Annotated in this window: 18 protein-coding genes; 14 read left to right on the forward strand and 4 right to left on the reverse strand. The window is 47.3% G+C overall.

The window, feature by feature from the left end; all coding sequences use genetic code 11:
* The first annotated feature begins 50 nt into the window (after positions 1-50).
* The gene (locus EKO24_RS15545) at positions 51-1,913 is read left to right on the forward strand and encodes a SurA N-terminal domain-containing protein (protein ID WP_127028388.1); all 1,863 of its coding nucleotides are present in this window, start codon (positions 51-53) and stop codon (positions 1,911-1,913) included.
* Positions 1,914-1,979: 66 nt separating this feature from the next.
* Here EKO24_RS15545 and EKO24_RS15550 read toward each other — a convergent pair whose 3' ends face one another.
* Complete coding sequence (locus tag EKO24_RS15550) at positions 1,980-2,762, reverse strand: enoyl-ACP reductase FabI (RefSeq protein WP_127028387.1); 783 nt, start codon at positions 2,760-2,762, stop codon at positions 1,980-1,982.
* Positions 2,763-3,139: 377 nt separating this feature from the next.
* Between EKO24_RS15550 and EKO24_RS15555 the strand changes: the two genes are divergently transcribed.
* The 4 genes from EKO24_RS15555 to EKO24_RS15570 are packed head-to-tail and all read left to right on the forward strand — an operon-like array spanning position 3,140 to position 8,931.
* Positions 3,140-5,008, forward strand: coding sequence for an ABC transporter substrate-binding protein (locus tag EKO24_RS15555; RefSeq protein WP_421743943.1), 1,869 nt, complete (start codon positions 3,140-3,142; stop codon positions 5,006-5,008).
* Entirely contained in the window at positions 5,005-5,982 is a 978-nt protein-coding gene (locus EKO24_RS15560) for an ABC transporter permease (RefSeq protein WP_127028385.1), read from the forward strand. The genes EKO24_RS15555 and EKO24_RS15560 overlap by 4 nt, the downstream gene beginning before the upstream one ends.
* A complete protein-coding gene (locus tag EKO24_RS15565; RefSeq protein WP_127028384.1) occupies positions 5,982-7,313 on the forward strand; it encodes an ABC transporter permease in 1,332 nt (443 codons plus the stop codon). Before EKO24_RS15560 ends, EKO24_RS15565 begins: the two co-directional genes overlap by 1 nt.
* Positions 7,306-8,931, forward strand: coding sequence for an ABC transporter ATP-binding protein (locus EKO24_RS15570; RefSeq protein WP_127028383.1), 1,626 nt, complete (start codon positions 7,306-7,308; stop codon positions 8,929-8,931). Before EKO24_RS15565 ends, EKO24_RS15570 begins: the two co-directional genes overlap by 8 nt.
* Here EKO24_RS15570 and EKO24_RS15575 read toward each other — a convergent pair.
* Positions 8,905-10,182: a TolC family protein gene (locus tag EKO24_RS15575; protein WP_127028382.1), complete on the reverse strand. Its 1,278-nt coding sequence runs from the start codon at positions 10,180-10,182 to the stop codon at positions 8,905-8,907. The two genes, EKO24_RS15570 and EKO24_RS15575, sit on opposite strands and share 27 nt — an antisense overlap.
* Positions 10,175-10,783: a TetR/AcrR family transcriptional regulator gene (locus EKO24_RS15580; RefSeq protein WP_127028381.1), complete on the reverse strand. Its 609-nt coding sequence runs from the start codon at positions 10,781-10,783 to the stop codon at positions 10,175-10,177. The genes EKO24_RS15575 and EKO24_RS15580 overlap by 8 nt, the downstream gene beginning before the upstream one ends.
* A 263-nt stretch (positions 10,784-11,046) precedes the next feature.
* On the opposite strand from EKO24_RS15580, the gene EKO24_RS15585 reads away from it, so the two are divergent.
* The 9 genes from EKO24_RS15585 to EKO24_RS15625 all read left to right on the forward strand — a co-directional run bounded on the left by EKO24_RS15585 (position 11,047) and on the right by EKO24_RS15625 (position 22,132).
* On the forward strand, positions 11,047-12,063 hold the full coding sequence (locus EKO24_RS15585) for an HlyD family secretion protein (protein WP_127028380.1): 1,017 nt from the start codon (positions 11,047-11,049) through the stop codon (positions 12,061-12,063).
* A 234-nt stretch (positions 12,064-12,297) separates the two neighbouring features.
* On the forward strand, positions 12,298-13,857 hold the full coding sequence (locus EKO24_RS15590; protein WP_127028379.1) for a DHA2 family efflux MFS transporter permease subunit: 1,560 nt from the start codon (positions 12,298-12,300) through the stop codon (positions 13,855-13,857).
* Between the two features lie 86 nt (positions 13,858-13,943).
* Complete coding sequence (locus tag EKO24_RS22420) at positions 13,944-14,081, forward strand: YceI family protein (protein ID WP_127028378.1); 138 nt, start codon at positions 13,944-13,946, stop codon at positions 14,079-14,081.
* A gap of 38 nt (positions 14,082-14,119) precedes the next feature.
* The gene (gstA, locus tag EKO24_RS15600; protein ID WP_127028377.1) at positions 14,120-14,728 is read left to right on the forward strand and encodes a glutathione transferase GstA; all 609 of its coding nucleotides are present in this window, start codon (positions 14,120-14,122) and stop codon (positions 14,726-14,728) included.
* 156 nt (positions 14,729-14,884) lie between these two features.
* A complete protein-coding gene (locus tag EKO24_RS15605) occupies positions 14,885-15,625 on the forward strand; it encodes a glycerophosphodiester phosphodiesterase (RefSeq protein WP_206667292.1) in 741 nt (246 codons plus the stop codon).
* A 388-nt stretch (positions 15,626-16,013) separates the two neighbouring features.
* Positions 16,014-18,050 (forward strand): carbamoyltransferase family protein, encoded by a 2,037-nt coding sequence (locus tag EKO24_RS15610; protein WP_127028375.1) that lies wholly within the window; start codon positions 16,014-16,016, stop codon positions 18,048-18,050.
* Positions 18,051-18,352: 302 nt separating this feature from the next.
* Complete coding sequence (locus tag EKO24_RS15615; RefSeq protein WP_127028374.1) at positions 18,353-19,141, forward strand: hypothetical protein; 789 nt, start codon at positions 18,353-18,355, stop codon at positions 19,139-19,141.
* A 46-nt stretch (positions 19,142-19,187) separates the two neighbouring features.
* Positions 19,188-20,123 carry an ABC transporter substrate-binding protein gene (locus tag EKO24_RS15620; protein ID WP_127028373.1) on the forward strand — a complete coding sequence of 312 codons (936 nt, stop codon included), beginning with the start codon at positions 19,188-19,190 and terminating at the stop codon, positions 20,121-20,123.
* Positions 20,120-22,132 carry a TonB-dependent receptor plug domain-containing protein gene (locus tag EKO24_RS15625; RefSeq protein WP_127028372.1) on the forward strand — a complete coding sequence of 671 codons (2,013 nt, stop codon included), beginning with the start codon at positions 20,120-20,122 and terminating at the stop codon, positions 22,130-22,132. Before EKO24_RS15620 ends, EKO24_RS15625 begins: the two co-directional genes overlap by 4 nt.
* Before the next feature lie 205 nt (positions 22,133-22,337).
* Here EKO24_RS15625 and EKO24_RS15630 read toward each other — a convergent pair whose 3' ends face one another.
* Positions 22,338-23,642, reverse strand: coding sequence for a DUF917 domain-containing protein (locus tag EKO24_RS15630; RefSeq protein WP_127028371.1), 1,305 nt, complete (start codon positions 23,640-23,642; stop codon positions 22,338-22,340).
* Positions 23,643-23,649 lie beyond the last annotated feature (7 nt).

Consider the following 23,649-nt stretch of genomic DNA (forward strand, 5'->3'; position numbering starts at 1 on the left):
CGGGGCTTTTTTTTTGATTAAAATTTAAGTTGTTTCCTTAGGACAGAACTATGCTGACAAAGATTAGAGAAAAAGCACAAGGTGCTTTTGCATGGGGTATTTTGATAATAATTTGTGTGCCTTTCGCTTTATGGGGTATTCAGAATTATCTGGATACCGGCGAAGAAGCTCCTGTCGCTTCCGTTGGCGATAAAGATTTTTTTCAGCGCGATGTTAACAGAGCTTATGAGCAATACGCCCAGAATCTTCAAGGAATGACCATAGATGAACAAAGTTTGAAAGCTCAAGCACTGCAAAAGCTAATAAAAGATGAAGTTTTACTTCAGTATGTACACGCTAAAGGCTTGGTTACAACTGATGATAGCGCCCGTGAGTTCATAAAATCCTTAACTTATTTTCAAGTTGACGGTAAGTTTGATGAAAAACGTTATAAGACAATGCTCAACTCCCAAAAAATGTCTTCTAACGAATTTGTAAGCAGGATTAAAAATGCACTGATCATGGAGCAGTTTCAGCGCAGCATCATAGATAGCAGTTTCGCGACGAAATATGATGTCGAGAGTTTTTTCAAGATTCAAAACCAACAACGCAATGTAGATTACGTTAATGTTGCGTTGCAAAAGCCGGCAGAGCAGCCCTCAGAAGAAGAAATAACAACCTACTATCAGCAACATCAGGATGCTTATCAAACGCCCGAGCAAGTTTCTGTAGAGTACGTAGAGCTATCGCTTGAAGACATAGCAAAAACAATAGCAGTAACCGATGATAAGTTGAAGACTTTCTATGAAGAGCAAAAAGATCAATTTACCACTCCTGAGCGGAGAAAAATCAGCCATATCCTATTCGCAATCAACGATAAAACCGACGAAAAAACCGCGTTGGAAAAAGCCCTAAAAGCAAAACAGGAACTGGCGAATAAAGATTTTTCCGCTTTAGCGGCGGAAGTCTCCGACGATAAGTTAACCGCTAAAACAGGCGGCGATTTAGGTCTTTTTAATGTGGGCGTCATGGAGAAGTCATTTGAAGACGCGGCAAGCTCTTTGAAATTAGGTGAGGTTTCAAATCCGGTTAAATCGGCGTTTGGTTATCATTTGATTAAAGTAACAGAGCTGGCACCGGGTGAAGTTAAACCGTTCGACGCAGTTAAAAATGAAGTCACCAAGGCTTATCAAAAAGCTCAGGCAGAAAATGCCTTTTATCAAGCGGGCGAAACTTTAACTGAAATGAGCTATGAACACCCTGATAATCTGAAAACAGTGGCGGATGCTTTGGGCATTACCATTAAGAAATCGGAGACGTTTACCAGAGATAAAGGTGAAAGCATTGCTGCCGATGAAAAGGTGCGTAATACAGCCTTCACTGAAGAAGTTCTGCAGGGCAATAATAGTACGCCTATTGAGCTGGGAACCGATCGCTTGGTTGTATTAAGAATGCAGGAGCATAAGCCGGCAGCAGCGAAAGAATTAAAAGATGTAAAACAGGAGATAGCCAGCACCTTATTGACGGATAAGGCCAAGCAACAAGCTATTGATACCGCCAAAAAAATTAAGGCCAGATTGCAGGTAGGAGAAGCCATTCAAACTGTTGCTGCTGAATACAAACTGCCAGTAAAAACAGTGGCTGGGTTAACGCGCACTAAAGAAGACGTGCCGTTGCCACTGGCCCAGGCTATTTTTAAGGCCGCCAAACCTGTTGGCGGTAAACCGACTGTCTTTATTGCCGAATTACCGGCAGGTGAACAAGTGGTTGTAAGTTTGTCGAAGGTAACGGAAGGTGCAATGACTGAAAATGACAAAAAGCAGATGGAACTGGCGACCAAGAATATTGCCAGAGCTTTCGGTCAGGCTGAATTCAATGCATTGATAAACAGCTTAGAGGCAGAAGCCGACGTGTCGGTCAGACAGCCTAAGTAAAACCGCTGAAGTAGAAATAAAAAAGGGAGCTTTTAAGCTCCCTTTTTTGTGCCGGTATTTTTTGTATTAAGACGCAGCTAAACCGGCAATGTTATAGCCGCAATCGACAAACGTGACTTCGCCGGTAACACCCGAAGCCAGGTCCGAACACATAAATGCCGCGACATTACCGACTTCTTCAATGGTGACGTTTCTTCTTAAAGGCGCAGTATCGGCTGCCTTGCTGAGCATCGCTTTAAAGTTATTGATGCCGGATGCGGCTAAAGTCCTGATCGGGCCTGCGGAAATAGCATTGACCCGGGTTCCTTCAGCGCCCAAGGCTGCCGCCATATAGCGGACATTGGCTTCCAGGCTGGCTTTAGCGACGCCCATCACGTTATAGTTAGGAATAGCCCGGTCGGCACCTAAATAACTCAGCGTTAATAATGAACCGTTACGCCCTTGCATCATCGAACGTCCGGCTTTTGCCAGTGCGGTAAAGCTGTAGGAGCTGATGTCGTGGGCAATCTGGAAGTTTTCTCTGGTTGTCGCATTGACGTAATCGCCATCCAGCGCGTCGCGTGGAGCAAAAGCCACGGAATGTACGATGCAGTCCAAACCGTCCCAGTGTTCACCCAGTTTTTTAAATACGTTGTCGATATGTTCGTCGCTGCTGACATCGCATTCAATAGTAATGTTGGAATTGCATTGTTCAGCCATTTCCTCGACGCGACTTTGCAGCTTATCATTCTGAAAGGTAAAAGCTAATTCAGCTCCTTCGCGGTGCATCGCTTGGGCAATACCCCATGCAATTGAACGGTTACTGGCTAAACCCACGATCAAGACGCGTTTGCCCTGCATAAAACCCATTATCATCTCCCAATGTTTTTGTTGTTACAATAGAGCTTCAAGTATCTATGACCCTTTTATTGATGTCCAGTCTTTTGTCTATGATGATGCAAACCTATAAAACGCATACGTTAATTCCGATATGGCTGGCGATATTTCTAGCTGTCTCGCCGTTATGCACGGCACCGGCATCGGCACAACTGAACAATCCTTATACTGAAGACGAGGGCAAACAAGCTGTTTTGTATGAATCATTTTCAGGACGTCCCAAGCATATGGATCCCGCTGTCGCTTACAGTTCCGATGAATATGCCTTTATCTCGCAGATTTACGAGCCTCCGTTTCAATACCATTACTTGAAAAGACCTTACCAAGTGGTGCCGCTAACCGCTACCCATATGCCGGAAGTAATTTATCTGGACCGGAAAGGTGAAAAGCTAGGTCAGGGTGTAAATGCCGGCGATATCGCATTTACAGATTATGTGATTGAAATCCAGCCGGGCATTCGCTACCAGCCGCATCCTGCGCTGGCTCAAAATGCCCAAGGTGAGTATCAATATCACCAGTTGAATGAGGCACAAATTGGCTCAGCTACATCGCTGAACGATTTTAAAGCCACCGGCTCGCGCGAACTTACTGCCGAAGACTATGTTTACCAAATCAAGCGTCTGGCGCATCCCAAAATCCAGTCGCCGATTGCTGAAATCATGAAGAACTATATTGTCGGTTTTGACGATTTTTCGAAACAGGTCAAAGATAAACCCAAGACCGCAATTAAGGATTTGGCGATGGATAGTGCGACATCACTAAGCCGCTATCGATACCGTATCCGCATTAAAGGCAAATATCCGCAGTTTATCTATTGGCTGGCCATGCCGTTCTTTTCGCCGATGCCGTGGGAAGCGGATGTGTTTTATGACCAGCCGGGACTTGCAGACAAAAACATCACGCTGGACTGGTTCCCGATCGGTACCGGGCCTTATTTGCTGGCGGAGAATAACCCGAACAGGCGCATGATCCTGACTAAAAATCCGTTATTCAATCATGAAACTTATCCGAGCGAAGGCGAGCCGGAAGACAGGCAAAAAGGCCTGCTGGCCGATGCCGGAAAACCGCTGCCGTTTATCGACAAAGTGGTTTTCATGCTGGAAAAAGAAACCATTCCCTATTGGACCAAGTTCCTGCAGGGCTATTACGACGCGTCGGGCATCGCCTCGGACAGCTTCGATCAGGCTGTACAATTCACCGGTAGCGGCGGCGTCGCGCTGACGCCGTCCTTGCTGGAAAAAGGCATCCAACTGCAAACGTCGGTAACGACCTCCAATTTTTATATGGGTTTTAACATGCTGGACGCGACCGTTGGCGGTGCTTCCGAGCAGGCTCGGAAGTTGCGTCAGGCGATTTCTATCGCGGTCGATTATGAAGAGTTTATCTCCATCTTCATGAACGGACGCGGTGTTGCGGCACAAGGCGCTTTGCCGCCCGGCATCTACGGATTTGCCGAAGGTAAAGAAGGGATCAACCCGTATGTTTACGAGTGGCAAGCCGAGAAGGCGCAACGCAAAAAAATCGAAGCCGCGCGGCAATTGATGGTCGAAGCCGGTTATGCCAACGGCATCGATCCGAAAACCAAAGAGGCGCTGATTCTGTACTTCGACACCACTGCCACTAGCGTTGACGACCGCCCCAGAATGAACTGGTATCGCAAGCAATTCGAGAAACTGGGCATCAAACTGGTAATCCGCTCGACCGATTACAATCGTTTCCAGGAAAAGATGCGCACCGGCAACGCCCAGCTATTTTTCTGGGGTTGGAATGCCGATTATCCCGATCCCGAGAACTTCTTTTTCCTATTGTACGGCCCTAATGCCAAGGTGCAATACGGCGGCGAAAATGCCTCAAATTACCGGAATCCTGAGTTCGACCGCTTATTCGAGCAAATGCGCAACATGGATGACGGCGAGCAACGCTACCGGATTATCCAGCAGATGCAGGAAATAGTGCGCCGTGACGCGCCGTGGATTTTCGGCTTTCATCCTAAGAACTTTTCGCTGTTCCACGGCTGGTATAAAAACCTGAAACCGAACCTGATGGCAAATAACCAACTTAAATATACCCGGTTGGATTCGGCGCTCAGGAACGAAAAAAGGCAGCAATGGAATCAACCGGTGTTTTGGCCTTTAGTGTTGGGCATTGTGGTATTTATCGCAATGTTAATCCCGGCGATTAACGCCTATCGCCGACGTAGCAAGGAAACCATTCAATGACCCAATATATTATCCGGCGACTTTTATATAGCTTGCCCTTACTGATGGGCGTTAATATTTTAACTTTCGTGTTGTTTTTCGTCGTTAACAGTCCGGACGATATGGCGAGGATGCAACTGGGACAAAAACACGTCACCGAGCAAGCCATTGCAAACTGGAAGCACCAGCACGGCTACGATATGCCGTTGCTTTGGAATAGCGATGAGCCGGCCGAGAAAAAAATTACCGAAACGATTTTTTACCAAAAATCGGTCGGCTTGTTCTTGTTCCGCTTTGGCGTATCCGATAGCGGCAGGAACATCGGCGCCGATATTAAAGAACGTGCCTGGCCCAGTCTGGCCGTGGCGCTGCCGACTTTGCTGGCCGGCTTGTTCGTGAACATCTGTTTTGCATTGATGATGGTACTGTTCCGCAATTCTTACCTGGAACATGGAGGTATCGTGTCGTGCGTGATTTTGATGTCGATTTCGTCGCTGTTTTATATCATCGGCGGGCAGTTTTTGATCGGTAAGTTATTAAGACTGGTGCCTATTTCGGGATACGACGGCGGTTTCGCAGCGGTTAAGTTCCTGATCTTGCCGGTGCTGATCGGCGTATTTTCGGGTATCGGTTCCGGCGTTCGTTGGTACCGGACCTTATTTTTAGAAGAAGTCGAAAAAGATTATGTCCGTACCGCCAGAGCCAAGGGCTTAAGCGAAACTCAAGCTCTATTCCGGCACGTGTTGCCGAATGCGATGATCCCGATTTTGACCGGAGTCGTCGTGGTGTTGCCGCTGCTGTTCATGGGCAGCCTGATCATGGAATCGTTTTTCAGTATTCCCGGCTTGGGCAGCTATACCATCGATGCGATCAACAGCCAGGATTTCGCGATTGTCCGGGCAATGGTTTTCCTCGGTTCGGTGCTATACGTGATCGGGCTGTTGCTGACCGATATTTCCTATACATTGGTCGATCCGCGCGTGAGGTTAGCGTAATGGCCGTATTATGGACAGATGCACTAATCTACTTACTGATGGCCGTGATACTGGCATTGGGATTGTACCTGCGCGGCAAGGAACACGTTCAACGCCCGTTGCGGCAAATTGGGCGCAGCAAAATCGGCATGGTCTCGCTGGTGGTGCTGCTGTTTTTTTTGGCGGTCGGTTTGCTCGACTCTCTGCATTTTAGAAAAAATAACGAGATTGTCAGTTTATTGGATGTTTGGGCTGCGCCGTTACGGGAGCATGGCGAGAAAACCTACTCCGCGCCTTTTGCAACCAAGCTGTATAGCAAGGAAATGATGACTCAGGCAGACGGAACAATGCAATGGGATTATCCGAGGCTGGAGTTCGGCGGCAAACATTTAGCTAATCCCGAGACCGAAAAAATCCCCGACATTTTACAAAAAGCAGTGTACGGATTATTTCAAGGCGCCAGCCTGATCGGTTTTTTCCTGTTTATGGTTTGGCTTTTATATCCGTCGAAGTTCCAGCGCCTGATGCGCAATGCGACATTAAAGGCCGTGTTGGCCGTCGTGCTGGTCATCGTCTCGTTGAGCTATGCGTTAATTTATCTATCCGGTTATTACCACGTGTTCGGCACCGACAAAGTCGGCGAGGACGTGTTTTACCAGACGATAAAAAGCATACGCACCGGCCTGGTCATCGGCACGTTGACGACATTAATCATGCTGCCGATGGCGATTATCTTCGGCATCTTGGCCGGTTATTTTCGCGGCTGGGTCGACGACGTGATCCAGTACGTTTACACGACGCTGAACTCGATTCCCGGCGTGTTGCTGATCGCGGCCTCGATTTTGATGGTGCAAGTGTATATGGCCAATCATGAATCCGCGTTTACCAGCGTGATCGCCAGGGCCGATATGCGCTTATTGTTTTTATGCATGATCCTGGGCGTGACCAGTTGGACCGGTTTGTGCCGCTTGCTCCGGGCCGAAACGCTAAAACTCAGGGAGATGGAATACGTGCAGGCGGCGCAGGCCTTGGGCGTCAAACAGGGAACGATCCTGATGCGCCATATCCTGCCTAACGTGATGCATATCGTATTGATTTCCGTCGTATTGGATTTCAGCTCATTGGTGCTGGCTGAAGCGGTGCTGTCGTATATCAACATCGGCGTCGACCCGACCACGCATAGCTGGGGCAATATGATTAACGGTGCGCGGCTGGAGATGGCGCGCGATCCTGTGGTTTGGTGGTCGCTGGCGGCCGCTTTTGTGTTTATGTTCGCGCTGGTGCTGGCGGCCAATTTGTTTGCCGATGTGGTGCAAGATGCGTTCGATCCGAGACGGAGCGGCAATGAATAACCCGGTATTGGCTGTCGAACAGCTTCGCGTTACGTTCAATCACCGCCAGACGGTGGTTGACGGTATCAGTTTTGACATTCATGCCGGCGAAACGTTTGCGCTGGTCGGCGAGTCGGGGTCCGGTAAATCGATGACCGCATTGTCGGTGCTCAGACTGCTGCCGAATAATGCCCGGATTAATGCCGATGCCATCAAGCTGCATGGTGAAAACCTGCTGAAGCATTCCGAGTTTGAGCTTTGCAAAATTCGCGGCCGGCGTATCGGTTTGATTTTCCAGGACCCGATGTCCTCGCTGAATCCGGTCATGACGATAGGCAGCCAGATTGAAGAGGTCGTCAAGCTGCATTTCAATTTGTCTAAGCCCGAACTGAAACAACGGGCGCTGGAACTGTTACGGCAAGTCGAAATACCGGCCCCCGAACAACGCGTTAAAGATTACCCGCACCAGTTGTCCGGCGGCCAGCGCCAGCGGGTGATGATCGCGATAGCTCTGGCGGGTCAGCCTGACTTGCTGATTGCCGACGAACCAACCACATCGCTGGACGTGACGATTCAGGCGCAAATCCTGTCATTGCTGAAAACTATCCAGCAAAAAACCGGCATGGCGTTATGGCTGATCAGCCATGACTTGGCGCTGGTGTCCAGCATCGCAGACCGGGTAGCGGTCATGCAGCAGGGCAAAATTGTCGAAACCGGCGCTACGGCCGAGTTTTTCGCTAATCCGCAGCATCCTTACACGCAAAAGTTATTGGGCGCATTGCCGTCGATGAGCAGTTGCGCCAACCGTGCCGCCGATGACAAGCCGCCGCTGTTGCAAGTCAGCGATTTTTACTGCCATTACCCGATACGAAAAGGCATCTTTAAGCGGATTGTCGATTACGTGCGGGCCGTCGATGGCGTCAGCTTTACTATACAGCAAGGCAAAACGCTGGCCTTGGTCGGCGAGTCCGGTTGCGGCAAAACTACGTTGGGCAAGAGTTTGTTAGGACTGATACCCGGCAGTGGGCGCGTTGTGATCAACGGCATTGAATTGAATGCGTTAAGCGGCGAAGCATTACGGCAACAGCGTGCGAATATCCAGATCGTGTTCCAGGACCCGTTTTCGTCGATGAATCCGCGCATGTTGGTCGGCGACATCATCGCCGAAGGTATTAAAGCATTGCACCCGAACATCCGAGCCGAACAGCGCAAAACCAGGGTGCGGGAACTGTTACAGCAAGTCGGCTTGCCGGAAGATTCGGCGTTGCGCTATCCGCATGAGTTTTCCGGCGGCCAGCGCCAGCGCATCTGCATCGCCCGTGCATTGGCGGTCGATCCTAAATTGATTGTCTGCGACGAGCCGACCAGCGCGCTGGATGTATCGGTGCAGGCGCAGATTATCGAATTGCTGAAAGCCTTGCAGCGGGAAAAAGGCGTCAGCTATTTGTTTATTACTCACGATCTTGCGGTTGTTGGCGAAATCGCCGATGACGTCGCGGTAATGTATAAGGGCAAGATTATCGAGCAGGGCAGTGCGGCGGAAGTGTTGACGCAGCCCAAGCAGGCGTATACAAAAAAATTGCTGGCGGCCGTGCCGGTGCTGGACAAGCCTTTACAAAACACCTACGGCACGGCGTAAATGCAGTGCGGCTAATGCGCCATCGTAACTGGCATTATTGAAGTTATCATGCGTAGTGGTCCGCAAATCCTCGGCTTTAAGCACGTCGGTATTGGTAGACAAGCCCTGTTGGTAGCGGTCCATGGTCACTTTTAAATTCTCGTCGGCTTGCGCTATCGCTTGCTGGGTGACGGCAATGCGCTTTTGCGTTTCTTGAATATCCAGCCAGGCTTGGCGTACCTGCAACGCGATCATGCTCGATAAATCGTCCCGTTGTTCTTTTAACGCCATTGCTTGCCGGGTTAGCGCATCGCTACGATGACCGGAACTGCCGTCAAACAGTTTCCAGTCCATGCCGACGTTAGCCATCCACATCCCTTCAAAAGCCTGGTAGCGGTTTTCCTGGTATTGGTAGCCGCCGTTGACCGCGACCTGCGGCAGCAAACCGGCTTTTACGCTCTGCGCTTGTTGGCCTAGCGATTCGATTTGCTGTGCCAACGTGACCAGCTCCGGGCGCTGTTTTAATGCATTGCTGCTTAGCTCGTCCAACGCTCCTGGTGGGGTTTCGGGAACTTGATGAGCCAGCTTAACCTCATCGGCAAGATTCCGGTCCAGCAACTGGTTATAGCGCGCCTTGGCAATATCCAGTTGGTTATTGGTCAGCGTGACCCGCTGTTGGGCGTTAGCCAATTCAACATTGGCCGCCAGTACGTCATTGCGCGCAACCATGCCTTGCTCGAACAGGCTATTCACATCCTTCATGTGCTGCTCTAACGTGCCGACATGGCTAAGGGCAACCTGCAATAAGCTTTCGATACGCAATACCGCGATGTAGGCTTCCGCCACCTGCATTTTGATATTTAATACCGACGTCATTTCGTTGGACTGCACGGCCTGTAGCGATGCTTCAGCGGCATTGATATTGTGACTGATGCGGCCGCTGGTAAAAATCGGTACCGACGCAATCGCCTGGGCTTTGACGCTGCCGGCCTGGGCGGTGCTGAATTGCGCGGTCTGGCCGGCGATTTGCGTTTTCGCGGCCGGCGTTTCGCTGTATTGGGTATAGCCGCTGCTGACGTTCAAATCGGGCAGGCGTTGCCCTTGCGCCGATTGTAATTGCTGTTCTGACGCGCTGGTGTCGGCTTTTGCCGATTTGATCTGATGGTTGTTATTGAGCGCGCTGTTCCAGGCGTCTTCCAGTGTTTCCGCGCAAACGTTTGTAGCCGTGCAGAACAGCAGTGCGGCGATTAAATGATTAGTACGATTACGCATCGATCATTCCCCGCATGTAAAAAGCAATGACTTGCTCGATCAGACGATTTTTCTGTTCGGCAGACGGCCGTACGGCTTTCGTTAACAGGCAACGCAAATGCAGGTCGCCTTTCAGCATGCTGAAAAATACGTCGGCCGCGAATACCGGATCGGCAATATTGCAGCGGCCCTCGGCATCCAGGCGGCGAAAGTAAGCTTCCAATTGCGCTAATACCGGTTGCGGCCCGCTCTGGTAAAACAACCGGCCCAGTTCCGGAAAATCCGGGCTTTCGGCAATGATTAGCCGGTAAATCGCCAATGAGTCTTCCGCATAGATCAAATCCACTGCGGAAGTCGCGATTTGGGTCAGGTTGCTGGCGACGTCATCCGAGTCAATCGTTGCATGGTTCATGGTTTGCAGCAACAACGTGCAGCGCTCGGCAATGACCGCCGCAAGCAGCGCGCTTTTGCTGTCGAAATGGTTGTACAGCGTCGCTTTGGAAACCGGTGCGGACTGGGCGATTTTTTCCATGCTGGTATTGCGGTAGCCGTGCGCCAGGAACATGCGGGTTGCGCCGTCTATAATGGCTTGGCGCTTGGGGTCGATAGGTTCTGAAATCATTTGTTTGTTGATGCGGATATTAAAAAACTCACCACAAAGACGCGAAGAGCACGAAGCTTTTAAGCATTTGCACCGGCTACATGATTGATCCGTCGCTTTCTGCTGCACATCAACAGACTTATGCCACGCTAGGCAAGAATCTGACTTACGATGCTTTTCAATCTTCGTGCTCTTCGCGTCTTCGTGGTGATCTATAACTTTTTGCCTAAAATGAATTGATGAGTTAGACTAAACTAAACCGTTTAGTTTATCAAGGTCATTTCATGCCCCGCTTTAGTCCCATTTTATTGATTCTTTTGATTGGTATTCCTTTGCTCTCAGCTATCGGTTATTGGCTATTGGAACGCCAGCATTACGAAACCACCGACAATGCTTACCTGCGCAGCAACATCGTCCTGATCAGTCCGAAAGTCGAAGGTTATGTAACAAAAATAGCCATCAGCGATAACCAGGCCGTCAAACAAAACGATGTGCTGGTGACGATAGACGACCGCGATTACCAGGCCAAAGTGATCCAGGCCCAGGCCGACGTCAATGAGGAGCTAGCCCATATCGAACGGCTGCGGGCAATGAAAACTTCGCAACGAGCCCATATCGAGACGGCCGGGGCAAATATCGCGGCCGTGCAAGCCCGGCGCGAACAAATCCAGAAAGATTTACAGCGTTTTAATAATTTGATCGATCGCGGTTCGGCGGCGCGGCAGGCACTGGATAAAATCCAGGCCGAGTCCAAGCAGGCGCAGGCCGAGTTGAGAGGTTCACAGGCGTCAGCCAGCGCCGAACACAACCAGTTGGCAGCGCTCGATAGTGAAATTACCGAAACCGAAGCGCGCCTGCAAAATGCCCAGGCAGCGTTGGAGCTGGCGAAAATCGACCTGGAGCATACCCAAATCAAGGCGCCGGTCGACGGTATTATCGGCAATCGCGGCGTGCAACTGGGGCAATTGGTTCAACCCGGCGTCGCGCTGGCGTCCTTGGTGCAGGACAGCAAGATTTGGGTGGTCGCGAATTTCAAGGAAACCCAGTTGGAGCATATGCGTCCCGGACAACAGGTCACGATTGAAGTGGACGCCTATCCCGAGCTTAAGCTGACCGGTACGGTGGACAGTTTCTCTCCGGCCAGCGGTTCTGAGTTCAGCCTCCTGCCGGAGGAAAACGCAACCGGCAATTTCACCAAAATCGTGCGCCGGGTGCCGGTCAAAATCGTTTTCGATACGGGGGCGGATACCAAACTGCTGAAACCGGGACTGTCGGTCACTGCCAGAGTCCATGTGCAGTGAACTTAAAAACAGCCGTTATCCACGAAAAGACACGAAAGACACTAAACAAGACGCCGTGTTGCGTCGATTTTAGTGGCTAACTGTATGGTGCGGTGTGCAAAGCCGCACTTGAACGGTTTGGCGGAAAAGGCCTGCTTTGTATTCCGTGAACTTCGCCTTTGGAATTTGATAACGCATTGAAAATTTCGTGCTTTTCGTGTCTTTCGTGGACGAAATGATTTTCTAGGATAATAGATGACTGAACAACAAACGGAAAAAACGCTGACGACGGGCCAGTGGGTCGGCTTTTTTAGTATGGCAATCGGCGTGTTCATGGCGGTGCTGGACATCCAGATCGTTGCCAGTTCGTTGCAAAAAATCCAGGCCGGGTTGTCCGCTACGCAAGATGAAATTGCCTGGGTGCAAACGTCTTACCTGATTGCCGAAGTCATCATTATTCCGTTGTCCGGCTGGCTGGGCAGGCTCCTTTCAACACGCTATTTATATGTAATATCGGCAGGCGGGTTCACTTTGACCAGCCTGCTTTGCGCATTCGCCTGGAACTTGCCGTCGATGATCGTATTCCGCTGTTTGCAGGGGTTTATCGGCGGCGCGATGATTCCGATGACGTTTACTGTGATCTTTATTATGTTCCCGCCGCGCTTGCAGCCGGTGATGAGCATCGTGCTCGGCTTGATTGTGACAATAGCCCCGACCGCGGGGCCTGTACTGGGCGGCTACTTGTCCGAAACCTATAATTGGGAATTGTTGTTTCTGATCAACATCATTCCCGGCATTTTGGTCTGCGTGCTGGTCTGGCGATTTGTCGATATCGACCAGCCCGACTGGTCGCTGTTGAAGCAAATCGATTTTACCGGCATCGCCTTGATTGCTATTTTCTTGGGTTCGATGCAGTTCGTACTCGAGGAAGGCGCACGCGAGCAATGGCTTGAAGACGATCGGATCGTCGCGCTGACGATTGTCGCCATCGTCAGCGGCATCTCGATGTTTGTTTGGGAATTAAAAACCAAGCACCCGATTATCGATCTCTACGCATTCCGCAATGTCAATTTTGCGGTGGGATGTGGCTACAGCTTTGTGCTGGGCATCGGGCTTTATACGATTATTTATTTAACGCCGGTTTATCTTGCCGGCGTTAAAGGACTTAATAGCCTGCAAATCGGCTATTACCTGATGGTGGTCGGCCTGTTTCAATTGCTGTCGGCGTTTATCGCCGGGCCTTTGGAGAAAAAAATAGATTTGCGTTGGATGCTGTGCCTGGGGCTCAGCTTGTTCGCCCTGGGCTCGTGGCTGAACGGCAATTTGACTGCCGAATCCGGCTATTGGGAATTCTTCTGGCCGCAAGCTATCCGCGGCAGCGCATTGATGCTGTGCTTCTTGCCTATCAATACGTTATCTTTAGGATTGTTGCCGGTCGAAGAAGTCAAAAACGCCAGCGGACTTTATAACTTGATGCGCAATTTGGGGGGCGCGATCGGCCTTGCGGTTGCCAATACGCAAATGATTTATTCAACCAAAGCCCATTACGCGGCGCTACGCGAGTCGGTGACAGCGACCAGCTATCAAGCCCGGCTAACGTTGCAGGGCTTGACGGCCGCAATGCAGCAAAAGCATTTATCAAGCCCGGACCTGGCGGCATTAAAACAAGTCGCCGGATTGGCGATGCGGGAAGCCGAAGTGATGACCTTCAATATGTTGTTCCACACTATCGCCGTGATGTTTGTGGCTTCACTTGTTGTTGCGCCTTTTTTAAAGAAGGTGGATAAACAAAAGGCGGCTACAATTCACGAATGACGTTATGCCGTTGAGGGTAATTTAAGCTTGCACGGCATTACCAGCAGGTACATTTGATGGTAGATTATTTTCATTGCGGAATGAATATGAACGCAATGAAAAACGTTTGCGGCGCGAACGCCTCCACGACTATCAAACGATCCGGTTTTGGCGTGGGTAAATATGCGCCGACCCTTGCCGATGACGTCAACGTCGTGCTTCAAGTTAAAGCAATCAAAGAATAATCGGCTTTGTTCGTTAATACTGCCCAGAGGAAAATGCCATGAAACTTTATTACAGCAAAGGGGCTTGTTCATTATCCCCTCATATCGCCGCTTGCGAAGCGGAACTGCCGCTTGAATTGGTTGAAGTGGATTTGCAAAGTAAGCGCACCAAAGCCGGAGAGGATTTCCGGCTGGTGAATCCCAATGGTTACGTGCCGGTGTTGGTCCTTGACGACGGCAATCGGTTAACGGAAGGACCGGCTATTGTTCAGTATTTGGCCGATCGGGCGCCGGATAAAAAGTTAGCTCCGGCAGCTGGTACGTTCGAGCGTTATCAACTACAGCAATGGCTGAACTTTATTTCGACCGAGATTCACAAGGGAGGATTTGGGCTTTGGTTTAATCCCTCCATGCCTGAAGCCGCCAAACGGGTGGCGATTGCATCGTTGATTTCGCGCTTGGAAACTGTTTCGGATCATCTTTCGAGCCGGGCATTCTTGCTGGGCGAGCATTTTACGGTGGCCGATGGCTACTTGTTTGTAACCTTGCGTTGGGGCGTTTATGTCAATGTCGACATAGGTCGTTGGCCTGTGCTCGCGAACTATGCCGCTAAAATCGGTGCGCGTCCCGCAGTGCAAAAAGCGTTGAGGGAAGAAGGACTGGTTTGAGTTTTGCCGGAGCCAATAACTAAATTTGAACGTTAAGAAAAGGCGGTTTTTTGGCATATCCGATTAGCCAAACAGGGTGAGTATCGTGTACCTTATGAACTCCTAAGTTAAGTTGATGAGGCCGTAAAATTGACGTTCAAGCAGAGTAAATCATGTTTGATCTTTGCCCACCGCGGCGGCAACAGGGAGGCGAAAGACGTCGCCGAAAATACTCGCGCCGCGTTTAATTATGCGCTTTCGCATGCGGTTGACGGCATTGAAACGGATGTGCAATTAAGTCTGGACGAAGTTCCTGTGCTTTGGCACGATGGGTTTTTGGATAAACTGGGGCATCCTGGAAAATGCATCGACGATTTTGATTTCGCGCAGCTTGAACAAATGGATTTTGCCGGGTATTGCTCGCCCGAGGCGGAATCGGAAGGCGCTTTGAGCTTTAAGGAGTTTATCGACACTTATCAAGGACGTTGTGGCCTGGATATTGAGCTTAAAAGCCGCGATGGGGAATCGCAACAACGGTTGGAAAGCAAGATACGGAAAATGCTGGCTATCATCGGGCCGTCGGCCGCCGACGGCGTGTTTATTTCTTCGTTCAACCTGCCCGCTCTGGTGCTTATCCATCAATACGCACCGGATTTGCCGCTTTATTATCTTTTGACCGGTCGCCACACTCAGGCCGACATTGAACAGTTCCTTAAGGATTACAGCTTTCTTGCCGGTTTTTGCCTACCCATCGATATTCATAACGCGTCCATAGCAGAGCTTTTGCGAGAGCGGGGGAGAAGCGTCGGGGTTTATACCTGTAACAGTGAAAAGGACATTCAAAAGGCGCTGGATCTTAAAGTTGATATCCTGATTACCGATTACCCGCAGTTGGCATTGCGGATGCGGGATGCGTGAATGCATAGCTTGCGGATTGGCATTTTGATGTGTTAGTTCGCAACGGCATTTATGGCGAATGGCCTGCGTACGGTATGCTTCCCGTAAATTAAAGAAACAAGCGTTAGTAAAATATGAACTTCGGATAATCCGATTCAATATTTTTTATCCTTATTTCTGTAAGGATATAAGTCCTATTTTTTTCAAATCAGTAAATCCCATTCTTCCGTTACGCAAGAAATTTGTATATTAAATCCCGTCTGCGATAATGTTTTCCTAACTTGCATTATTTGTGGGCAGGTTGTTTTTCTTTTTGTCCATCCGGGTCAGTAATTTCATATGTTTTAATGAAATTTGTAATTGACTTCAGGGTGTTTAACTATATTAGCAATGTATTAAGGAAAGTTTAATGTTGGTTCTCGGCTTAAGTGGTGGTTGTGATTCGGTATTTGATCGGAATTTTAAATTGTTTGAAGACGCTCATCACGATACTGCGGCGGTGTTAATGGAAGATGGCAAAGTCGTTGCCGGAATAGAAGAAGAGAGATTAATCCGCATTAAACATACCGGTAAGATATGGAGATTTGCAGTGTTGTTTTGTTTGCAACAAGCAAACAAAACATTGGAAGATATCGATTATATTGCAATCTATTCTAATGAAGATATTTTAAATAAAGTATTAAAAAAATATCAGATATGTAATCCCTTGCTTGCTGAAATTGGAGATGCGCGAAAGCTTTACCGTTATCTGTTTCAGAGTGAGTTTGGTTTTTGCTTAAGAGATGAACAGCTTGTATTTGTAGATCACCATATTAGTCATGCCGCCACCGCTTATTATATGTCGGGTTTTAATGACAGTTTGATACTGACTATCGACGCGCTTGGCGATACTTTATCGACCAATGTGATCGATGCGCGCAACAAGCGTTTCGATAATCTGCTGAGCAAGTCGGAATCCGATTCTATAGGTATCTTATATTTAGATGTAATACGTTTTCTTGGCTATCGTATTTTTGATGAATATAAAGTTATGGGATTGGCGCCTTATGGTTGTAGTGAGACTTATAAAGAACAATTGCGGCGCTTATATACTTTATTGCCGAACGGCGATTATACGTTGCATCGAGAACGCGTAATTGAATTGTTTAGCATAACCAATCCTCGGAAAAAGGATGCGCCGTTTACCCAAGTTCATACGGATATTGCGGCAGCATTGCAAGAAGCGATAGAAGAGATCGTTTTTCATATTCTTAGCCATTTTCAGCAAGTGACCGGCCACACGCGTCTGGTGATCAGCGGCGGTGTCGGGCAAAGCAGCAGCATGAACGGAAAAATCCTTCGCTCAGGTTTATTTAAAGATGTTTTTGTGCCTTCTTTCGCCGGTGATTCGGGCTGTGCTTATGGAGCAGCAGCTTACGCGGCCCACCAAATGCAACCGGAATTACCGTTTGCCCGAGCAAGTCACGCCTATTGGGGAACCCAGATTCATGACGATGAAATCGGTGAAACTCTCGATGCATGGCGTCCGTTCTTGCATATTGAAAAAATGGACAACCGGTCGGAGCAGGTATCCGACTTGATGATTGATGGAGCGGTAATCGGTTGGGTGCAAGGACGCTCCGAATTCGGGCCCAGGTCTTTGGGTAATCGTAGTATTTTGGCCGATCCGCGCGTTGCCACGCATAAGGAAACGATCAACGCTATGATCAAAATGCGTGAAAGTTACCGCCCGTTTGCGCCGTCTGTCCTGGAAGAACGCGTCCTGGATTTCTTTGAAGTACCGGGAGAAAATGCCGAATTTCCGTTTATGTCGTTCGTGTTGAATGTCAAGCCGGAATGGCGCGAGCAATTACCCGCTATCACGCATATAGACGGCAGCGCCCGGTTGCAAACTGTAAGCCGGACCAGCAACCCGCGCTATTGGGAGTTAATCGACGCATTTGGCCGTAAAACCGGCATTCCGGTTTTATTGAATACTTCATTTAATAATCATGCCGAGCCTATTGTCGACAGTATAAATGACGCGGTAGTGTGTTATTTGACATCCGGCCTGGACTATCTGGTTGTAGGCGATTATTTAGCCCGTAAAAAAGATTGGCAGCCTAGCGATATGAGCGGCTTAATCGTTAGCTTGCCAAAAGCGGCACTCTTATTAAGAGAAGATTACTACGTCAATCATAGTGAACGCGGCTTCACTTACTCATTAGCTTGGAATTACGATACTGCGCGCGACCATGACTACGACCCTACACGGCGGCCTCATGCATTGTCGGAACCATGGTACAAGATTTTGCAAGCGGCTGACGGAAAGCAATCTGTAAGACAACTTATGTTTATATTAGGTTTCTCAAACGAACAGCAAGCACAGGTTTTAGAGGAGTTGCCGGGATTATGGTCGGATCGATTGGTGGTGTTGAGGCCCGGTTCCGGCAATGATAATTTTTAGTTCATGGTTTGGTGGTTAGCCGTTACAACAAGCATGTATCAGTATTAACAGTTGTTTTTATAGGAGAATGACTAAAAATAGCAGCAAATGTTCAGCGGGGAATAGAGATTTTATCTTTGTCTTTGGGCAGGGTTTGTAACATCCAAATGTGTCTATAAGTATTCATACGTATTTTTTCGATGCTTTATTTTTCTTTAACGGCTATCATTCCAATTCCCTACAATCCCAAAGAATATTAAATGATCACGCCACAACTTTCTTTTTTGGTATTTAGAGTGTTGTTTTAACAAAAGATACTGGAAATGAAACGCATCTTATCTGTTCTTTTTATCTTTTCTGTTTTTGTTACGGGAGCTTACCGGTCCGCGTATGCGGATGAAGGCCCGTTTATCTATTTTTACAATCCGGAAACGAACATCAATAATTTTGCGTCATTAAAAAGAGGCTTTGATGTTTATTTAGTGGATCATGGCGGTTATCTTTTTCAACCTTTTGATATAAAAGAGACTTTTGAATCCGCGATTCAAGGGAAAAAAGGCGATGTTTATTTATTATCCAATTGGCATTTAAAAGCGTTACAGCAAAAAAATATACCTCTGAAAATTGCGTTGGTCGGAACCTCAAAAGGCAACACGATGCAAAGGAAAGTGTTAAGTGCGAAAAAAGACATTACTGATGTCTCCATGCTTAAAAATACCGTAGTCGCAGGTGCGGGAAGTGAAGAGTACATCCAAAGCGTATTGAAGCAAATACTCGGCAAAGACCAAGAAGCATTGCTTAAAGACATCAAAATCCTGATCGTGCCCAAAGATATCGATGCCATTATGGCTGTGGGATTTGGAATGGCGACTGCCGCCATCTCGGCAGAAAGCAGTTTGGAAAAATTGGCGATGATTAACCCTAATCAACACCGGGAGTTACATAGTTTAGGGGTTAGCGAAAAAGATTATTTTCTAATCGCCGCGACACTGAAGAAACCGGACCAGAAAGAAGAACAATTGCTTGAGGTGTTACGCAAAATGCCGGATGCCGATGCCGGTGAAGAAAACTTAAGGATGTTAGGTATAGACGGTTGGAGGGCGTTGCAATGAAGTGTGTCAATAATCGCCGTGTATCCGATAAAGACTGGAAGCAATTATGAAAATAAGAAATTTTTGTAAGGTCTTAATACTGTTGACGGTGTTTTGGATCAGCGCCGGTTTTGCCCAGCCGAGCAAAATATTGATCGTCAATAGCGACAATAGTGTTTATCGGTATCAAACAATTGCTACGGAATTTAAGAAAATCATCCAGCAAAATGCCTATCAAGTGGCAGAATTGAACTTAAACAGCCATGCCGACGCCGAAACTGAACTAAAGCAGCTTATTCAGCAAGAAAATCCTGGACTCATCTATACCATAGGTACCAAAGCTTATTTATTAGCGCGCGACTATACCCATAACAGAAAGTTGTTATTTTCAGCGGCTATTAACTGGAGAAGGTTGGATATTGCTGAAGGAACTTATGGCGTAGCTAATGAATTGGCATCGGCACAAGAAATATCGTTGCTACGCTATTTCTTGCCCTCAATTAAAACTATCGGTTTGCTTTACAGCGATAAATTCAGTCGCGAGTACGTGGAAAGCATCAAAAAAGATGCTTTGTCCGTAGGTATAAATGTCGTTACCAAAGCCATTAATGAAGACAAAGAGATCGGCGACGCGCTTAACGGATTGTTGCCGAAAATAGAGTTGTTCTGGATTATTTCCGATCCGGTTGTTTTAAGTAATAAAGAATCGGTAAAGACAATCTTCCAATCGGCCCAACAACAAAAGAAACCTGTCTATGCATACAGCGACGTGTATATAGAACAGGGCGCGGTCTTGGCCGTTTCAGCGGATAGCGACACCATCGGGAGACAGTCGGCTAGTTTCGTCCTGATGATGGATAAAGATAAAGTGTCTGAAGGAACAGTGCAAAGTCCGGCGGGTTCAACGATCACTTTAAATAAATGCGTTCTCGATGCATTGCGGCTCAATTTCAATAAAGATGCCTTGGATTCGATCAATAAAGTCGTAGGGTGTGAGAAATGAACAAGTACGTATATAACCTACTGTTTGGCGTATTGATCTTGAATTCGAACGCTTCTGCGGAAACTTCGGCTGCGAATAATGATTTGGAAAAGGAATTGGCCTATCTTGCCGCGGAAAGACAAGTCGTGGTGACTGCCTCGAAAATGGAAGAGCATGTGGACAAAACGATTGCCACAACAACAGTGATTACCCAAGACGATATTGCGCATATCGGCGCGCGTAATTTATTGGATGTGTTGCGGTTGGTGCCGGGCATCGGTATTACTCAAACCCAGTTTGGCTGGCGTGAAATTGAAGTTCGCGGCGTTAAAACAGTACTGTCTGAAAAAGTGCAGATCATGTTGAACGGCCATCCGTTGGATCATAACCTGCAAAATGCCGGCAGTGCTTGGGTTTACGATGATTTACCGGTCGATACGATCAAGCGCGTGGAAGTCGTGCGCGGCCCGGGGTCGGCTTTATACGGCGCTAATGCTTTTCTTGCCGTTATTAATATCATTACCCAGAATGCCAAGGATTTGAATGGCGTGCAAACGTCGGCCGGCTGGGGCAGCTTTGATACCCAGCAATACCGGGCGTCTTGGGGAAAGCAATTTGATAATACCGCTGAAGCAGCGTTACATTTTAATTTTACCGATACCAACGGTATTAATTCGCCGATTCCGGCTGATAGTTCAAGCATACAAGGTTTAAGCTCTTCAGCTCCTGGTAAAAGCCAGCTTACAGAGGGCCGTTATGACTTGGAATGGCAGTTGGGTTATCAAGATTTTAAACTGGACGGGCGGTACATTAATAAAAAGATGGGGACGTTTTTTGGAGCGGCAACTATTCTTAGCGATGACAGGACTCAACAGGACTATAATGATTATTTCTTGCGTTTGAGTCGAGCGTGGAAAATTAAAGATGATTTCACGATAGATACTCAAATATTTCATGATTTCTATAGTGCTGATAATAGATGGCAACTTGCACAGAATCAGTTTACTCGTAGTGGCTTTCAAGACATGCGCACTGGTGGTGAAATCCAAGCTAATTATCATATCAGCGATGCTCAAGCCGTGATCGCTGGGTTCTCATATGCAAAAGAACAGCAGGGTAATCTTATTGATGAATTGGGTCCCGATCCTGAACATTTGATACCCGCACCGTCTATTACCGAGGAAAGAACACGTAAACATTGGGGCCTTTATATCGAAGATGTGTGGGATCCATTAAAAAATTTACGCTTGACTCTGGGTGCACGCTATGACCGATATAACGATTTTGGCGGTACATTTAATCCCAGGATGGGGTTTAATTGGGAGTTTATTAGAAATTATTCATTGAAGTTTTCTTATGGTACCGCTTATCGAGCACCTGCTTTTGGTGAGCTCGGCCTTGTCAACAACCCTGTATTATTAGGTAACTCATCACTTAAGCCGGAAGAAGTTAAAACCTTTGAAACAGGTATTGTTGCCCATCCTGTGGCGAGCTTGACGACCCAGGCTATATATTATCACTCAGCAATCAATCAAATTATCTCACAGGTTCCCATTCAAACGGCGATTTCGCGTTACGATAATAGTGGCAGTGTCATTGCCGAGGGAGTTGAGTTAGAAGCGCGTTACGATTTTGAAGGGAGTTTACAAGGTTCTTATCTGAGTGCCAATCATGTTTTACAGCATAGCGTCCAGCTTGGCCAACAGTTAGCGGACGTGCCACGGCATCGCACTAACCTGACAGCCAATTTGGCTTTCGATAACACCTGGAGTAGTTTTGCCCATGTCCTTATTAAAGGCAATACATTACGTAGTTTAAGCGACGCGCGTAACGAGGTACCCGGATATGCCTTGCTCGATGTCGGCTTGTTGGGGAAAAATATGTTCGGTAGGAAAGTTGATATCAGTTTTAATGTTTATAACTTATTTGACAAACGCTATTACGATCCAGCTCCGACCAGTTTGAGTTTTATAGGTGATTACCAAATGCCGGGAAGAGCTTTTTTTGGGCATGTCAGCTTGAGGTTTTAATTAGGAAAGTGCATATGGAGAAGGTGGACTGCCTTCCGGTGAGTCCACCTACAGGTTACGATCTTAATAGAAATAGAACATCTCGCCTCTCTTTCAATGAAATTATCTAAAGAAACTTTTAAGGTTATGAGCATCGTTTGTTGCACTTCATTAACAACGCAATCAGGAGAAGGACGATCCTGAGTGCTGTATAAATACTTATTTATTATATTTTATAATCCGACATTAAAGCTGACAGGGCAATATAGCTATTGGGGGCAGGTATACGATCCTCAGGAAATGCAGCCAAAATTTCTTCAATATTTGATAAAAACAAGTCTATAAGTTCAGTATGTTGCAGCTTTTCAATAGCACATAGTCCGATAATGCCGATTTCTGTTCCTAACGGTATATGTTTGGGGTTTTTTTTCGGGTCACTATTTATATCGGCATTCGATAAAGGTTGAGCGTCTTTTTTGGCAAGGAAGCTTATTGAATCAGGTCCCATAGCAACATAGCTTTTCTTTGTTGCATTCCATGCCAATAGACTTTCATTTTTATAATAGATAAAAAACGTTTCATCTTGATTTGAGACAGTAATTTTTCCTGCATCAAAACCGCTTATTTCTCTCTCTTCTTTGTTGGTGATTATGCCTTCAAATAACATATAGCTGGTAACTGAAAAGCTACTCAACAACTCCAGAAATTTATTGTAGCTTCTGGATTCAATCATATTTCGTCCTAGATTCCATGCAAGTCCCACTGTCCATTGGTTAAATTTAGTCCAGTTTTTATCGGATAAAATTGAGCAATTCAAGTCAGCTCCTTGCATTGGATAGCATGCCAAACCTGCTGTACTATTGTTTGATTTGGCAAAATGCCGAGCTTGGTTTTCTGCATCTATCGCACCGTTCACCTGTACGACTGTTTTTTGATAGTGCCCTAATTCGTCTGTATCTGAAGTCAAGATAACAGGATTTATGGGTAATTTATTGATATTAAAGAGTGTCATGCTCAATTCCGGCATTGCTCTGCCACAAGGGTCTCCATTAATTACCTCAATTCCCTTTCTGGCTGAAATTATAAAGGGGACTAATGTATTAATTGCCCCCATTTCAACCGGGATTAAATAGCCTAACGGGTCTTGGCCGGAGTGAGTTAGATATTTATCCATTTCTAAGAAGGCATTTAATGAAGCGGTTTGTCCGAAGCCTTCAAACACCTTATCCGGTGAACCTAAACCCGCGACAAAAGCTATGTTTTTATTTGCTTTAAGGTTATCGGGATTTACATAGTGCATAACATTGGTGTCATTTATCATTTTATCCATAAAAAGCAAAGCTAGCCCAATTGATCCGCCGCCGCCCGATGCTAAAAAGCAAGCGCCATGCACAATATAGCTAATGTCTTTTTTCGTTAATTGATAATTGTCAGAACCGAAGTTTATTATTCTGTAGTCATTCGGATAGATTTTTTTTATCTGCTTTTCTTTATAAATAGATGATTCTTCTATTGAAAGATCATTAAGCATGAAGAAA

It is taken from the genome of Candidatus Methylobacter oryzae (assembly GCF_003994235.2).
Classification (GTDB): domain Bacteria; phylum Pseudomonadota; class Gammaproteobacteria; order Methylococcales; family Methylomonadaceae; genus Methylobacter_A; species Methylobacter_A oryzae.

Coding starts and splice junctions, on each gene's coding strand:
- EKO24_RS15545 (WP_127028388.1), top strand. CDS start 51: ATGCTGACAAAGATTAGAGAAAAAGCACAAGGTGCTTTTGCATGGGGT.
- EKO24_RS15550 (WP_127028387.1), bottom strand. CDS start 2,762: ATGGGTTTTATGCAGGGCAAACGCGTCTTGATCGTGGGTTTAGCCAGT.
- EKO24_RS15555 (WP_421743943.1), top strand. CDS start 3,140: ATGCCGGAAGTAATTTATCTGGACCGGAAAGGTGAAAAGCTAGGTCAG.
- EKO24_RS15560 (WP_127028385.1), top strand. CDS start 5,005: ATGACCCAATATATTATCCGGCGACTTTTATATAGCTTGCCCTTACTG.
- EKO24_RS15565 (WP_127028384.1), top strand. CDS start 5,982: ATGGCCGTATTATGGACAGATGCACTAATCTACTTACTGATGGCCGTG.
- EKO24_RS15570 (WP_127028383.1), top strand. CDS start 7,306: ATGAATAACCCGGTATTGGCTGTCGAACAGCTTCGCGTTACGTTCAAT.
- EKO24_RS15575 (WP_127028382.1), bottom strand. CDS start 10,182: ATGCGTAATCGTACTAATCATTTAATCGCCGCACTGCTGTTCTGCACG.
- EKO24_RS15580 (WP_127028381.1), bottom strand. CDS start 10,783: ATGATTTCAGAACCTATCGACCCCAAGCGCCAAGCCATTATAGACGGC.
- EKO24_RS15585 (WP_127028380.1), top strand. CDS start 11,047: ATGCCCCGCTTTAGTCCCATTTTATTGATTCTTTTGATTGGTATTCCT.
- EKO24_RS15590 (WP_127028379.1), top strand. CDS start 12,298: ATGACTGAACAACAAACGGAAAAAACGCTGACGACGGGCCAGTGGGTC.
- EKO24_RS22420 (WP_127028378.1), top strand. CDS start 13,944: ATGAACGCAATGAAAAACGTTTGCGGCGCGAACGCCTCCACGACTATC.
- gstA (WP_127028377.1), top strand. CDS start 14,120: ATGAAACTTTATTACAGCAAAGGGGCTTGTTCATTATCCCCTCATATC.
- EKO24_RS15610 (WP_127028375.1), top strand. CDS start 16,014: ATGTTGGTTCTCGGCTTAAGTGGTGGTTGTGATTCGGTATTTGATCGG.
- EKO24_RS15615 (WP_127028374.1), top strand. CDS start 18,353: ATGAAACGCATCTTATCTGTTCTTTTTATCTTTTCTGTTTTTGTTACG.
- EKO24_RS15620 (WP_127028373.1), top strand. CDS start 19,188: ATGAAAATAAGAAATTTTTGTAAGGTCTTAATACTGTTGACGGTGTTT.
- EKO24_RS15625 (WP_127028372.1), top strand. CDS start 20,120: ATGAACAAGTACGTATATAACCTACTGTTTGGCGTATTGATCTTGAAT.
- EKO24_RS15630 (WP_127028371.1), bottom strand. CDS start 23,642: ATGCTTAATGATCTTTCAATAGAAGAATCATCTATTTATAAAGAAAAG.